Raw genomic sequence first — 15,013 nt, forward strand, 5'->3', positions numbered from 1 at the left:
TATGTCGAGTCGCAATCGCATTATCTGGCGGGAAGGTCTGTTCATTAAACCGCAGCATTTTCAACAGCAGCAAAGACACACCGATTACGCACTGCACGCGCGTCTCAGCGCCCTCAGTGATTATTTCTATGGCTTGCAGTCGCTGGCGATTAATGAGGAATACCTCAATTTTGGTCGTATCGCGCTGGTTAACGCTAGCGGAGTGATGCCTGACGGCACCGTGTTCAATATTCCGAATGATGACGCTCTGCCGTTGCCGCTGGAGATCACCGACGTCGCGCTGGCAAATCAGAAAGTGTATCTGGCGCTGCCGCTGGCGGTAAACGGCGTCAGTGAAGTCGGGCAGCCGGGGCAGGGCATCGCCAGCCGTCTGCAATCACATCGGCATGACGTGCGCGATTTGCACAGCGACGGCGGCGATATCGTTTCTCTGGAAGTCGGCAAGGTCAGCCTGCGCCTGATGCTCGATCGTGATGATCGCAGCGCCTATGCCTCGCTGGCGATTGCCAATATTCTGGATAAACGCCCTGACGGCGGTTTGATCCTAGATCCTAACTTTATGCCATGCAGCATCAGCGTTACCGCGATCCCCACCTTAAAACGCTTTTTGGGTGAATCTGCCGGTTTAGTAGCAGAGCGCGCACGCAGTCTGGCGCAGCGTATTGCCGCACCGGGGCAACAGGGTGTGGCGGACGTGGCCGAATTTATGATGCTGCAATTGCTTAACCGCGCTCAGCCTAAACTGTCGCATCTGGCGCGCCTTGGCACGTTGCACCCTGAACGCCTGCACGAAACGCTGGTTGAGCTGTGTGGTGAACTGATGACGTTTACCGATGAGTCGCGTCTGCCGCCGGAGTTCCCCGCCTATCGCCACGAACATCAGCAGGCCAGTTTTGAGCCACTGATGATGGCGCTGCGTCAAGCCTTGAGCACCGTGCTGTCGCCGCGCGCCGTTTCCATCCAACTGAAGAAACAGCCGTATGGCGTGATGGTGGCAATGGTTGGCGATGCGGAATTGATGGCCAGCGCCGAGTTTGTACTGGCGGTACGTGCGCGTATGCCACAGGAGCATCTGCGTAAACAGCTGCTGCAACAAACGAAGATTGCCTCCAGCGAGAAGATCCGCGAACTGATCAGTCTGCAATTGCCTGGCATCCCGCTGCTGCCACTGCCAGTCGCGCCGCGTCAGTTGCCTTATCACGCAGGTTACAGCTATTTCCAACTGGATAGACAAAGCCCTGCCTGGCAGGTGCTGGTGTCTGGCAACACGCTGGCGTTCCACATTGCCGGCGAATTCCCGGAACTGGATATGCAGCTTTGGGCTATTCGTGGTCAGTAGTCAGGAGAGGAAGAGATGAGCATCGAAGTGATTAAAAATGAGCAACTGGGCGATCTGCTTTTTGACCATGCCCGACAAATGGATATGGACTCTGACTACTGGTTCCGCCTGCGTGGACAAAGTATTAACCCGATGGTGGATGCAGTCACGCCGCTGCTGGGCATGGTAGAGCGGGTCCGCCAACTTTCTGCCTATGGGGGCGTAGAGGATCTCTATCAGCGCGTGGTGTCTGAAATTCAAGCCATTGAGCAGGAATTGCATTCTCATGGCTATGAAAACGGTGTGATTTTGTCTTTCCGCTACATTCTCTGCACCTTCATTGATGAAGCCGTGATGGGGAGGGAGTGGGGCGGGCAAAGCATGTGGTCGGCACACTCCCTGCTGACCCGTTTTCACAATGAGACCTGGGGGGGCGAAAAAGTGTTTGTCCTGCTGGAGAAGCTGCTGGACGACCCAACCCGCTATCGCGACATTCTGGAGTTTATCTACCTTTGTCTCTGTCTGGGTTTTGAAGGGCGCTATCGGGTGATGACACAGGGGCGTGAAGAACTGAACCGCGTCGTGAGCAAGCTGCATGACACCCTGCGCCCTGAGCCTGCGAATTCGCCAACGGTTTTCCACCTGAATCTGGGGCAGCAGGCTTCGCGCTACCAGCTGCGCAGACAGGTGTCATTGCGCACGCTGTTTGTCGGCGTGTGCGTGGTTCTGGTGGCCGCCTTCGGCCTGTACCGCTATCAGCTAACTCATCAAACCCAGGACGTACTGCGTCAACTGGGAGAATTATTACAATAACAGGAGCTACACCGTGATTCGAATTGAACTGCCGACACTGGTTGAACGACTCAACCCCGTGTGCCGTCATATGCTGGAAGAAGCGGCGGCGCTCTGTATTCAACATCAGGGTGCAGAGATCCGCATTGAGCATCTGTTGATGAAAATGCTGGAAACGCCGCTTTGTGATGTGCGCCAGATCCTCAAGCGTGCTGGCGTCGATGCGGATGAGCTGTCTTCGCTACTGTTGCCTTCCTCTGTGGATAAAGAATTTGACGCGGGCTATCCCTCGTTTTCTCCTCTGCTGGTGGAGTGGTTACAGGATAGCTGGCTGCTGGCCTCGGCCGAGTTCCAACACGCGCGCCTGCGCAGCGGCATATTGCTGCTGGTTTTGCTGCTGACGCCAAATCGCTATGTGGCAGGCGCGATCTCCCGCCCGTTGGCGCAGATTAACCGTGAGCTTTTACGTCAGCAGTTTGATGAGTGGGTGAAGGACTCTGTTGAAACGGAAGTCGCGGTGCAATCCGCCACGGCGGAGCAGGCCGCCGCGGCCACCACGCAGCTGTCCCGCTATACGCAAAACGTGACGGAATCCGCCCGTCAGGGGCTGTTGGATCCGGTGTTGTGCCGCGATCATGAAATCGATCTGATGATCGATATTCTTTCCCGTCGCCGTAAAAACAACCCGATTGTGGTGGGGGAAGCGGGCGTCGGTAAAAGTGCGCTGATCGAAGGGCTGGCGCTGCGTATTGTAGCAGGTGTCGTGCCAGAAAGACTGCGGGATGTGGAATTGCTCACGCTCGATCTGGGGGCGATGCAGGCCGGTGCGTCGGTTAAAGGCGAATTTGAGAAACGCTTCAAAGGTGTGATGCAGGAAGTGAAAGAAGCACCGCGCCCCATCATTCTGTTTATCGATGAAGCGCATACGCTCATCGGGGCGGGCAATCAGGCCGGAGGGCTGGACGTTTCCAACCTGCTTAAGCCTGCGCTGGCACGCGGCGAACTGCGCACCATCGCGGCCACGACCTGGAGCGAATACAAGAAATACGTCGAGAAAGATGCTGCGCTCTCCCGCCGTTTCCAGCTCGTCAAAGTCGGCGAACCGAATGCTGAAGAAGCCACGGTTATCCTGCGTGGGCTGCGTGGCATCTATGAAAAAGCACACGGCGTCCTGATTGATGAAGATGCGCTTCAGGCGGCGGCGCAGCTGTCAGCGCGCTATATTTCCGGTCGCCAGCTCCCCGATAAGGCGATTGACGTGCTGGATACCGCCAGCGCGCGCGTAGCCATTAACCTGACGACGCCACCGCGTGCGGTCAGCCAGCTACAGACCCGCCTGCACCAGCAGGAAATGGAAATCACCCAGCTTGAGCGTCAGGCGCGCATCGGTTTGGGCAATACCGAAGAGCGGTTAGTCGAACTGCGTGACGCCCGCGAAGCGGGAGCGGCATCACTGGCACAGCTTGAGGCCGATTGGCAGCAGCAGAAAATTCAGGTTCAGCGCGTGATTGAACTGCGTACGGCGCTGTTGGATGAAGAGCAAACGATCGATTTTGATGCAGTATCGGCAGCGGCGGAACTGGCCACCTGTGAGCAAGCGCTGGAAATCCTTCAGCAAGCTTCCGTACTGGTTTCCCCCCACGTCGATAAAACGCAGATTGCAGCAGTGATTGCCGAGTGGACGGGCGTACCGCTTAACCGGATCTCACAGGGAGAAATGGATGTGGTTACGCGCCTGCCTGAATTCCTGGGCGAGACGATTAAAGGACAGCAGTTGGCGATTGCCCAATTGCATAAGCACCTGCTGACCGCGCGTGCGGATCTCCGTCGTCCTGGACGTCCGTTGGGGGCTTTCCTGTTGGTGGGACCGAGCGGCGTGGGTAAAACGGAAACGGTGGTGCAGATTGCCGACCTGATGTTTGGCGGACGTAACTATCTGACCACCATCAATATGTCGGAATATCAGGAAAAACATACGGTTTCGCGTCTGATCGGCTCACCTCCCGGTTACGTCGGGTTTGGAGAAGGTGGCGTGTTGACCGAAGCCATTCGCCAGAAGCCGTACTCTGTGGTGCTGTTGGATGAGGTGGAGAAAGCGCATCCAGATGTCCTGAATTTGTTCTATCAGGCGTTTGATAAAGGTGAATTGGCCGACGGTGAAGGCCGTGTCATCGACTGCCGCAACGTGGTGTTCTTCCTGACGTCCAACCTCGGCTTCCAGACTATCGTGAACTATGCCGATCAGGCGGATGTGTTGCTGGATGCGCTCTATCCTGAGCTGGCAGCCTTCTTCAAACCTGCGCTGTTAGCCCGCATGGAAGTCATCCCTTATCTGCCACTGGCACATGCCACCCTAGTCGAGATCGTGCAGGGCAAATTGTCGCGTCTGATTTCTCTGTTGCAACAGCGCTTTGGGGCAGAAGTGATTATTGAGAATGAGGTGCCGGAGGAGATTCTTCGGTTGGCGAACCGCAGCGAAAACGGGGCTCGTATGCTCGAGTCGGTGATTGATGGCGCATTGCTGCCACCTGTCTCGCTACAGCTACTGCAACGACTGTCTGCGGGGCAACCCGTCAGCCGTATTCATTTCCGTGTCGAAGCCGGCCAGTTCCAGACTGAGGTGGAGGGCTGAGTATGCAACATGCCCTCGAACTGGCGCTCGCACTCACCCGACAGCATGATGAGGCCGGTCTGTGCGACTGGCTGCTAGAGACGATGCAGGTCGCCTGGCAGCCTCAAGGGATGCTGCTGGGTATGGTGGATGTCAGCGGCAGACTGCTGACCTGCCAAGGACGAGTGCATGAGACGCCAGTGGCGTTGAATCTGGGAGTGGATGATTTTAGCCACCCGCTGGCTTATGCGTTGCATAAGAATCAGGCACGTACTTGGGATTCTCTCTATGGTGGAGCTCGCATTGAGCACCGCGAGTTTCGGCAAATGCTGGTCTCTGTTGGGACGAATTGCGGGCTTCACGCGCTGCCGCTGCTGTCGGACAGCGGCAAGCCGCTGGCGGTGCTGGCATTGTTGGATATGCCAACGCGCTTGCAAACGCTGCATCAGCAGGGTGAGTGCGAACAGTTGGCACAGGTGTTTTGCCGCCAGCTTATGCTACTGCGTGAGTTGGCACACACCCGGCGGGAACAGGTCGCACTGAGAGATTCGCTCCGCCAGATTAAGGATGAAGGGCTGAGCCGTCGTGAGCAGAAAAAGCGGGTAGAAGCCACGCTAATTGGTCGCTCTGTCGTCATTAAAGCGCTGCATCAGCAGATCTATCAGGCGGCAAAACACCGGCTTTCGGTGCTGATCCAGGGCGAAACCGGTTCAGGGAAAGAAGTGGTGGCGCGCCTGCTGCATGAGTGTTCCGAACGGGCCGACAAACCCTTTGTTGCCATCAACTGTGCCGCGATCCCCGAAAACCTGATTGAAAGCGAACTATTTGGCTATCAGAAGGGGGCGTTCTCCGGTGCGCAAAGCAACAAAATTGGTCTGGTCGAGCAGGCCAACGGCGGAACCCTGTTTTTGGATGAAGTCGGCGATATGCCGCAGTCCATGCAGGCCAAGTTGTTAAGAGTATTGGAAACGCACAGCTTCCGTCCCCTCGGTGCGGAAAGAGAGGTTCATTCTGATTTTCGTCTGATTGCGGCGACGCATCAGCCGCTGGAACAGCAGGTGTCTGACGGGGTATTCCGGCAGGATCTCTATCATCGCCTCTGCCAGTGCCTGTTGCAGGTCGCGCCGCTGCGTGAGCGGCCGGATGATATTCGCCTGCTGTGTGAACACTTCATCGGTCAGTTTGCCGATAAGCAACAAAAACACGTTGGATCCTTGAGCCGAGCTTTCCTGCGCCAACTGGTGGGATACGATTTCCCCGGTAATGTGCGGGAGTTGCGTAACCTGCTGGAAGTTGCCTGTGCGCATACGCTGGACGGTGAAGCGCTGTCCCTGACATCGTTGCCCCCCGAATTGCGTGACCGGCTGACGAGCAGTACAGCTGAGGAACAGGATCGTTATCAGCATATCCACGATTTACGTATCGCCACACAGCGGTATGAAGCCGCTGTGATTGAGGCGCGTTTGCGCCAGTTTCAAGGCAACCGCCTGCTGGTGGCCGATAGCCTCAATATCCCTAAACGTACCCTCGACCACAAATGCCAGAAGCTGGAGGTAAATTGATGTTTCTGACGATGGCACCCTTACTGTTGGCAACCGCCGCGACCCCCGATCCTGCCTGGCAGTCATTATGGGAACAGTGCCAGAATGAAACGGCTTCGGAGATCCGGCTCGCTTGCTATGACGCGCTGGGCCGGGAAGCTGAGCGCACCGGTACGCTGTCCCCACGGGGAGATAATGCGGCTGCTGGCGGAGCGTTTCAACTGGGACGTGAAGCGGACAGCGGCGATATGACGCTCACCCGCGCACTGGCTGATGGTCATACGCTGGTGATTAGCTGCGCCAGCAATATTACGCACTTGCGCTTAACGCTCAGCGAACCCTGGAAAGGGGAGTCCGTCACGGCACAGTTGGATGGCGTAACGGTGTCCGACAGTTGGTTTATCCGCAATCGCGGGCTGCTGCTGGAGTCGGGACGCGGCTTGCCCGCGATTGATGCGTTAAAGCGCTGGATTGGGCATCGCGAACTGGTGCTTAACGGCACGGACGGTCACGCACTGCGTATCGAACTCGCGGGGCTGGGCGAAGCAGTAGCGCCGCTGCGTCAGCAGTGTCACTGGTAAAGGAGGCGTTTATGCATGCACATCCTTGGTGTAAACGCCTGCAAACCTCGTTACCGGATGAGCGGTTGCGTGCGGCAGTATTGGCTGACGATCCGCTCTGGGAAAAAGTAGAAACGGAGCTGGTCAAACTTGGCTCGCTGGCGCATAACCAGGTCGACCTTAACGTGGTGGCGGGGTATTGCCTGACGTTACTGGAAAGCAAAACCAAAGACATGCGGGTATTGGTGCAGCTATTGCGCTGCTTACAACACCCAGCTAAAGCAACACCGTTTTCCACCGCGCTGATGCTGCTGGACAGCTGGCTGGAGAGTTACTGGGTAACCGCGTGGCCTGCCAGTCCGGTTCAGAAACAGAAGTTGATGATCCAGATTGTTCGGCGTTTTGAGAGCGTACTTCCTCGTATTGCAGAAAGTGCATCCAGCGCAGAGCTGGAGCAATTACAGCAATTAACTGAGCAGGTGGCGGCCCGCTGGGGCGAACTGGCGAGCGACAAAGCGGCGCTGATGGATGAGCTGGTGCAGGGCGTTAAGCGCGCTAGACAGCGACAGCAGGCGCAGGAACAGGCGAATCAGACGGCAAAACCGACCCCAGCAGAGAGCGGTAGCTCTGGTGGGAGTGAAACCAGCGCCAGGGCTGCTTCGACGCCCGTCAGTTCGGTGGAGATTAATTCATCCGACGAGCGCAGCTGGCGGCAAACCCAACTGAACGTCGCGGCGCTGCTGGTTGAGCGCCATCCCGATTCACCGATGGGTTACCGTCTGCGACGCCACGCTATCTGGTCCGGCATTGCCACACCGCCGATGTCGTCCAAGGGAAATAAAACTCAGTTGGCCCCCGTCTCGTCAGACCGCGTGGATGAATACCAAAGTGCGCTGGCTCAGGCTGATTTGGCGCTGTGGGAACGCATAGAACAAAGTCTGGTGCTGGCACCTTACTGGTTTGATGGCCACATGTTGTCCGCCTCGGTGGCCTCACGGCTGGGACACGTTTCCGTCGCCAATGCGATTGCCGAAGAGCTTTCTGCGTTTATTCAGCGTGTGCCTGAGCTGCGTGAGCTGGCGTTCAGCGATGGCGCACCTTTTCTGACGGGGAAGTGTAGTCAGTGGTTGCAGTCCAGCCAGCCGGTTCGCGGCGGTGGCGGTGCACGACAGGACGATCTGGTGACAGAGGCGGCGGCCTGTCGGGATGAAAAAGGCATTGGGGCGGCGATGGTGTTATTGGATGAGCGCATGCGTCGCATGAAAGAGCCTCGCGATCGCTTTTATGCCGAGTTAGTACTGGCGGATTTACTCGCCGAAGAAGGGATGAAGTCATTGGCAGCACAGCACTATCAGCACATGTGGCAGGAAAGCCAACAATTGGGCCTGATGCAATGGGAACCGGGAATGGTCAGCCGCGTGGAGCGGTTGGCGGCATCCCGCAAAAAATAAGACATTCGGAGTGAATGGTCACTTATGTTTAAAACAATCATAACCTTTCTACGCAAGCAGTTGCCTAAACTGAAACCCTCATGGCTGCTTTTGGGCGTGCTACTGTGGGTTGTCGTGTTAGTTCTGGCCTGGTGGCTGGGGCCGCGTTTGACGGTGGGAGAGTCCCGTCCGTTGCAGGGAATCTGGGGCCGTGTGGTATTCACGCTGGTCTGGCTGTGGCTGGCGTTTTCCTACAGCGCCTGGCTGGTCTGGCGTCGCGTGCAGCAGATGCGGGCGGAACGCCATGAACAGCAGGTGATTGAGCAGGATCCCTTACAGGGGTTTGTCGATAGCCAGCAGACGTTTCTCGATCGCTGGCTAGAGGCGTTTCAGACCCAGTTGGGTAAAAAAGCACTGTATGCGATGCCCTGGTATCTGACGATTGGTCTGGCTGGCAGTGGCAAAAGCAGCCTGATCCATCGCGCCAATCCGGCAAACAAAATGAATCCGAAGCTGGATGCGGAGCTGCGAGATGTGGCGGCAGGCCAGCAGGTGAGCAGTTGGGTCGGGGAATCCGCGGTGATTTGGGACCCCAGCGGACAGCTACTTGCCCAGCCTGAACTGGAGGGCGATTCACTCGGGCAGCGTCATGCTCGTCTGTGGCAGCACTTGCTACAGTGGCTCAGTGAAAACCGCCGCCGCCAGCCGCTCAACGGTCTGGTACTTACGCTAGATATCTCCTGGCTGGCGCAGGCTGGCGTCGCCGATCGCAAAGCCTACGCGCAGGTCATGCGCGCCCGCCTGCAGGAAATTTCCGTCAACATCAATACACGCTTACCAGTGTATATCGCGCTGACCCGGTTGGATATGCTGAGCGGCTTCGACAAGGTTTATCGCCAGTTGAACCGTGAAGCGCGTCAGGCGGTATTAGGGGTCACGTTTACTCCGCAGGCGAGCAACAGTAAAGGCTGGTTAGAAGAGCTGGAACGCTTCTGGGACGAGTGGGTCACGCACCTGAATGACAACCTGCCAGACATGCTGCTGACGCAATCGGACAGAAGTGTGCGCAATTCGCTGTTCTCGTTCGTTCGCCAACTGGCTGGCGTGAAAGATTACGTGATGGACGTGCTGACGGAAACGTTAGCGACGGGCGAGGATCGCGCGTTCCTGATTCGCGGCGTCTACGTCAGCTCTGTCTATCAACAAGGGGTGCCGTTCGATGCCTTTGCGCAGTCGGCTTCCCGACGTTATCAACTGCCCGAGCCGATTAACCCTGCGCTGCGCGGTGAATCGAATACGTTCTTTGTACAGCGCCTTTTCCCTGACGTCATTTTCCCTGAGGCCAGTCTAGCGGGCGAAAACCGGCTGCATAGCCTGTATCGCCGACGTCGGCTGAGTATCGGCGTCGGCTGTATGCTACTCGCCAGTCTGGCGCTGATTGGCAGCTGGCACCATTTCTACCGGGTCAATGAAGAAGCCGGACGTAACGTCCTGACGAAAGCGCAGGCTTTTATCGGTACCAATGAGCTGGAAGGTCAGCAGGGCTACGGCTATCAGCAACTGCCGCGTCTGAATTTGATTCGTGATGCGACCTTATCCTTTGGTAATTACCATGAGCGCACGCCGCTGCTGGCCGACCTTGGCCTGTATCAGGGCGACAAGATTGGGCCTCATGTTGAAGGCACCTATCTGCAAATGCTGAACCAGCGTTTTCTCCCTGCGGTGATGCAAGGGCTGCTGGAAGATCTGAATCAGGCACCGGCCAATAGTGAGCAAAAGCTGACGATTCTGCGCGTGATGCGGATGCTGGATGATGCGTCAGGGCGCAATAAATCGCTGGTTGAACAGTTTATGGCGCAGCGTTGGCAGAAGGCATTTCCCGGACAGGGCAACGTGCAGGAACAGCTGATGCAGCATCTGGATTACGCCCTTGAGCACACCGATTGGCACAAGGCACGTGAGCAAAAAGATGCGGTAGCGATCAGCACTTTTGCACCCTTTAATCAGCCGATTACGCTGGCCCAGCAGGAACTGAGCAAGCTGCCGATGTATCAGCGCGTTTATCAGAGCCTGGTGATGAAGGCGACGCAGGTGCTCCCGCCAGATTTAGCCATTCGTGATGAAGTCGGGCCGACCTTTGATCCGGTGTTTTCCCTACGTAATGACAAAGCAGGAAGCGTGCCTCGGCTGCTGACGTATCCCGGCTTTAGCGATTATTACCTCAAGCAGGACAAAGCGCTGTTAGAGCTGACGGCGCTGGATGCCTGGGTGCTGGGACAGCGTGAACGTGCACAGTTCAGCGAGGCCGATCGGCGGGAAATTCTGCGTCAGGTGAATGACCGCTACATTACGGATTACATCAACCAGTGGCAGAAAGTGCTGGCGAATATTGATGTGCAGACGCTCGATACGCCGGAGCAGGCGCTCGATATTCTCACTGATATTACCGGCAACGATCAGCCCTTCCAGCGCGTGCTGACCACGGTGAGTGATAACACCCGTATCCGCAAGCTGGCCGATGATGATAACGACACGGCGCAGAGTATTAACACGCGTACTGGTCGTCCGTTTATGACCATCAATGCGGCGCTGAGCGGACGCGGTGAGCAGGGGCCGCTGGTGCAAGAGGTCAATCAGAAGCTGACCGATCTCTATCACTATCTCGATCAGATCGTCAACGCGACCGATCCGGGGCAGGCGGCGTTGAAAGCGGTGCAGGCGCGGCAGGGGAATAAGTTTGCCGATCCGGTGTTCGCCTTACAGCAATATGCCCGCAGTCTTCCCGCGCCGCTGGATCGCTGGGTAGGGCAATTAGCCGGAGAGAGCGCGAGTCTGGTGACCGGGCTGGCGATGTCGTCGCTGAATCAGGAATGGCTGGATAAAGTCGTCACGCCATTCAATGAGAAGCTGGCGGATCGTTACCCCTTCGACCCGTCATCGAACAAGGATGTGCCGCTATCAGAAATGGAAATGTTCTTCATGACTGGCGGGACGTTGGACAGCTTCTATCAAACCAACCTCAAGGCGATGATGGAAAGCGGCATGCTGGAAGAAGGCATGGCATCGCCCCTACAGGCAGAGCTGGTGAAACAGCTTGAACGCGCGACCCGCATTCGCCAGACCCTGTTTAATGCGCAGGGCAGCCTAGAAGTGCATTTTGTTCTTGAACCGCTGGAACTGACGGCGAACAAGCGTCGCAGCGTACTGAATCTGGACGGACAGTTGCTGGAATACAGCCACGGTCGTCGCCAGAAAACGCCACTGGTGTGGCCAAACAGTATGCGCGACGGTGCCGAGAGCAAGCTGACGCTGGTGCCGGACGATCGTGAACGTTCACCGCGCAGTCTGAGCTTTAGCGGGCCGTGGGCGATGTTCCGGTTAATCAATAGCGACCAGTTGACGCAGGTTAATGAGAACACCTTTGACGTGCGCTTCTCGCTGGAGAACGGCGCGATGACGTATCGCGTGTACACCGACGCCAGCCATAACCCGTTTGCCGGTGGTCTGTTTAGCCAGTTCACGCTGCCTGACTCACTTTATTAATTAACTATTGGGAGCCTGCTCAGGCTCCCTATTGCTGGATGATGTGATATGCAAGATGCACAACAGGCTCTGAAAGTGGGCCGGGATCCACGGATGCTGCCGGAGTTTGACGCACTTCGGGCGGAAATTAACAAGCTGAGTCACGCGTCTCGTCCTGATGTGGACTGGATGCTGGTGCATGATATGGCCACCACCATCTTTGAAAAGCAGGGCGTGGATCTCCAAACCGCGATCTACTTTACGCTGGCCCGCTCACGGCTGGCGGGATTGACCGGCTTCACGGAAAGCTGTGAGTTTCTGGCGAATCTGATCGTGACGCAGTGGGATAACTTCTGGCCACCGTTGCATCAGGAGCGGGCGCGTATCGAGATGCTGGATTGGTTTATTGCCCGTATCAGCGAAGTGGTGCGGCAGTACGCTATTAGCCATGAACACAAGCGGCTGGTTTACCGTTGCGAACGTGCGCTGCAACTGATGAGTGAAAAGCTGCATAACTCGGGTTTGAGCCGCATCCCTCGCGTCGAGAATCTGCTGCACTTCGTTGAGGGCTATACCCATTTGTTTGATGAAACTGAGATTGTCATTGTGTCGGACGACCAAGAATTGAAAAAGCAGGATATGCAGATTCCACCCATGGTGTTTTTTCATTCAGACATGGAACCCAGCGCGACGGTGCAAAGCGGTGGTTCATCAGGCTCGGGTCAGGCTGCTCTGCCTGCGGGCAGCATTCTCATCGGACGGGAGAAAGGGCAAATGAAACCGACGGTATTGAAAATTGAGGCGCATAAAAAGCAGAAGCCTGCGTGGTTCTGGTTTGTCTCCGGACTGCTGACCTGCGCGTTGCCTGTCGCAGCCATTACAGGCTGGCAGTATTGGCAGGAACAAAAAGCCGATGCGCTGGCGTTACTGCAACAGCCAGCCTACGCGTTGCCTGCCGCCCCCGATCATAATGACATTCGCCGGGTACGTATTGCTCTGGGCGAGCAGAAATTGCAGGGCATGGAAGGCGAGTTGATCAACCGCTATCAGGCACAACTGGAACAAGTGAAAAATGCCTCGCCTTTCTATCTGTATCAATACGGCAACGGATTGAAAAACGTGATGCAGCAACTCTATCCCGATTCGCTTGCGGTGAAGGAGATGGAGCGCCAATGGCAGATTGCGCTTGAACGTCAGCAGGGTGATGAGCCGAAAACGCTGGGTTACGAACAGGCTCGTGCCAGAGTCAACGAGACGTTACAGCAACTACTGGAATTGGAACGCCAGCGCCGGACGGTGACGATTTCCTATCTGAAATCAAAGCTCTACGATATGCAAAAAGACCTGATGTCGGACGTTCCCTTCGGGATACGGCTGCGGGAGCTTGAGGCGCGTAAAACCAAGAGCCAGCCGCTGACGCCAGCGGAGCTACGCGCGATGGAAGACGAACTGCGCGCCTTCAACGTTCGCTTGTTCCGTTTGCAGCAGAGTAATTCTGCCAGCTGATTGTCGTGAAGGGAAAAACCGCTGAGCACATGATGAAATACAAAAAATTAGTGATAGTCCTGTCAGCCTGTTGGCTGGCGTCATGTCAGGCACCCGTGACGTCGCTCTCTGAATCGGAGTTGGTGGTGTCGGCGAACCGGGGAAACGGTGAGGCGCAATATCAGCTGGCAAAGACGCTAGCTACGCGCTCGCAGTACACCGAGGCGATGCAGTGGATGCAGAAGGCGTCTGGCCTGTCTGAACTTCCGGGTAATCAGGAAATGCGAGCCGCCGCTGCGCTTCAGGTAGGCGACTGGTATCAGGCCGGGCTGGGCGCGCCCAAGAACAGCCCGTTCGCTCGCCAGTGGTGGACAACATCTTCACGTCTGGGAAATGGCGAAGCGGGGCATCGGCTCGGTATGGACTGTCAGGTTCAGCATCAAGGAAAGCTGGTGGCGGCCTGCCTGAGTGCTTTTGAATCCGCTGCGGTAAATGGTTATCCCCCCGCGCAGTTGATTGTCGCCCAGTGGCACGCAACGCATGCGGGCGGAGAAAAAGATGCCGTGTCGTGGTTGCTGAAGGCCTCCGAACTGGGTAATCGGGATGCGCAATACCAGTTAGCGCAGCGCTATGAGCAAGGTAAAGGCGTGGTGATCCGTCGCGATCTGGCCGAACGCTGGTATTTCCGCGCGGCGACGTTGGGGCAGGCACAAGCGCAGCTGTGGATGGCCCGACACGAAGATGGCGAGAATGCGTTGAACTGGTATCAAAAATCCGCGTCATCAGGTGATGCAGAAGCACAGCTTTGGCTAGGCAAAGCATACCGCGAAGGTAAGCGCTTACCTTGGGATGAGCAAAAGGCGCGTTATTGGCTGGATCGCGCCGCATCTGGCGGATCGGGCGAGGCCGATTATTTGCTCAGTCAGAGCCAGACAACGCATGAAAAGCGCGAACAGTATCTGGTTCAGGCTTCCTCTGCGGGCTATATCCGGGCGCAACGCGAACTGGGTGAGCGGTTATTTAAAGCGAGCGAATTCGCGCGTGCGCGTGAAGAATATGCTAAAGCGGCATTAGCAGGAGACACTGAGTCCCGACTAACCTATGGCGAGATGCTGCGGCTGGGGCAAGGCGGAAAAGAGGATTATGTCGAAGCAATGAAGCAGTATCGTCTGGCGGCGAATGACGGTAATCGCATGGCTCAGTATCGTATGGGGATGATGCGTCAGGATGGATTAGGCGCATCCCGCAATCGTATTCATGCCTACGCCTGGTACGCGATGGCAGCGACGGAGGGGATGAGTGAAGCCATTCATGCGCGTAACGATCTGGAAGCGACCATGCAGCCTGATGAAATCAAAGCTGGGCAGCGCTTGGCGATGCACTGGTCATCGGGAAAAGCAGAATAACGGTGGTGGCTCATCGATGGTAACTCGCTGGTGAGAAATAGCTAAAGCAGTACTGGCAGATCGTTGCGTTCTGGTCGGATTATAGTGGCAATAAACAGGCGGGTGTTGCGTGATAGCAACGCCCGTTTTTTTACGATAATTTCAATTTTCAGGTGTGCGTTTTTTGCCCTGATGTGAGTGAGTGCTTGCATACAAATAATAATCATGTGATTTATTTATAACCTAAAATAGACTGATCTCTATTAATTATAGTTTTATTAATAGGCAAGATATTTAATTAATTAATACCTAACTCAAACTTTCAGCATAACTGCGCATTCTGCGCAACTTCTTGCTCACTTTCTGGTT

Annotated in this window: 9 protein-coding genes; all 9 read left to right on the forward strand. The window is 56.2% G+C overall.

The annotated features are described in order from the left end of the window. Position 1 precedes the first annotated feature (1 nt). Genes tssK through K7X24_RS14310 form a run of 9 tightly spaced genes read left to right on the forward strand, consistent with a single transcriptional unit; the run spans position 2 to position 14,665 of the window. A complete protein-coding gene (gene tssK, locus K7X24_RS14270; RefSeq protein WP_224555447.1) occupies positions 2-1,339 on the forward strand; it encodes a type VI secretion system baseplate subunit TssK in 1,338 nt (445 codons plus the stop codon). A 15-nt stretch (positions 1,340-1,354) separates the two neighbouring features. After that, positions 1,355-2,131, forward strand: coding sequence for a type IVB secretion system protein IcmH/DotU (gene icmH, locus K7X24_RS14275; RefSeq protein ID WP_224555448.1), 777 nt, complete (start codon positions 1,355-1,357; stop codon positions 2,129-2,131). Positions 2,132-2,144: 13 nt separating this feature from the next. Continuing rightward, positions 2,145-4,742, forward strand: a complete 2,598-nt coding sequence (gene tssH, locus K7X24_RS14280; RefSeq protein ID WP_224555449.1) for a type VI secretion system ATPase TssH — start codon at positions 2,145-2,147, stop codon at positions 4,740-4,742. A gap of 2 nt (positions 4,743-4,744) precedes the next feature. Further along, positions 4,745-6,283, forward strand: a complete 1,539-nt coding sequence (locus K7X24_RS14285; protein ID WP_198998353.1) for a sigma-54 interaction domain-containing protein — start codon at positions 4,745-4,747, stop codon at positions 6,281-6,283. Further along, positions 6,283-6,843 (forward strand): type VI secretion system-associated protein VasI, encoded by a 561-nt coding sequence (vasI, locus tag K7X24_RS14290; RefSeq protein ID WP_198998354.1) that lies wholly within the window; start codon positions 6,283-6,285, stop codon positions 6,841-6,843. Before K7X24_RS14285 ends, vasI begins: the two co-directional genes overlap by 1 nt. A gap of 11 nt (positions 6,844-6,854) precedes the next feature. Then, positions 6,855-8,273 carry a type VI secretion system protein TssA gene (tssA, locus tag K7X24_RS14295; RefSeq protein ID WP_198998355.1) on the forward strand — a complete coding sequence of 473 codons (1,419 nt, stop codon included), beginning with the start codon at positions 6,855-6,857 and terminating at the stop codon, positions 8,271-8,273. Between the two features lie 24 nt (positions 8,274-8,297). After that, on the forward strand, positions 8,298-11,795 hold the full coding sequence (gene tssM, locus K7X24_RS14300) for a type VI secretion system membrane subunit TssM (RefSeq protein ID WP_224555450.1): 3,498 nt from the start codon (positions 8,298-8,300) through the stop codon (positions 11,793-11,795). Between the two features lie 48 nt (positions 11,796-11,843). Beyond that, complete coding sequence (locus tag K7X24_RS14305) at positions 11,844-13,280, forward strand: VasL domain-containing protein (RefSeq protein WP_198998357.1); 1,437 nt, start codon at positions 11,844-11,846, stop codon at positions 13,278-13,280. Between the two features lie 29 nt (positions 13,281-13,309). Beyond that, the gene (locus K7X24_RS14310; protein ID WP_224555451.1) at positions 13,310-14,665 is read left to right on the forward strand and encodes a tetratricopeptide repeat protein; all 1,356 of its coding nucleotides are present in this window, start codon (positions 13,310-13,312) and stop codon (positions 14,663-14,665) included. The last annotated feature ends 348 nt before the right edge of the window (positions 14,666-15,013 follow it).

Origin of the sequence: Pectobacterium versatile (genome assembly GCF_020166435.1) — a bacterium.
Classification (GTDB): Bacteria; Pseudomonadota; Gammaproteobacteria; order Enterobacterales; family Enterobacteriaceae; genus Pectobacterium; species Pectobacterium versatile.

What these genes read in the sequence shown, in the direction of transcription:
- tssK (WP_224555447.1), top strand. Translation starts at nt 2, where the DNA reads ATGTCGAGTCGCAATCGCATTATCTGGCGGGAAGGTCTGTTCATTAAA.
- icmH (WP_224555448.1), top strand. Translation starts at nt 1,355, where the DNA reads ATGAGCATCGAAGTGATTAAAAATGAGCAACTGGGCGATCTGCTTTTT.
- K7X24_RS14285 (WP_198998353.1), top strand. Translation starts at nt 4,745, where the DNA reads ATGCAACATGCCCTCGAACTGGCGCTCGCACTCACCCGACAGCATGAT.
- vasI (WP_198998354.1), top strand. Translation starts at nt 6,283, where the DNA reads ATGTTTCTGACGATGGCACCCTTACTGTTGGCAACCGCCGCGACCCCC.
- tssA (WP_198998355.1), top strand. Translation starts at nt 6,855, where the DNA reads ATGCATGCACATCCTTGGTGTAAACGCCTGCAAACCTCGTTACCGGAT.
- tssM (WP_224555450.1), top strand. Translation starts at nt 8,298, where the DNA reads ATGTTTAAAACAATCATAACCTTTCTACGCAAGCAGTTGCCTAAACTG.
- K7X24_RS14305 (WP_198998357.1), top strand. Translation starts at nt 11,844, where the DNA reads ATGCAAGATGCACAACAGGCTCTGAAAGTGGGCCGGGATCCACGGATG.
- K7X24_RS14310 (WP_224555451.1), top strand. Translation starts at nt 13,310, where the DNA reads ATGATGAAATACAAAAAATTAGTGATAGTCCTGTCAGCCTGTTGGCTG.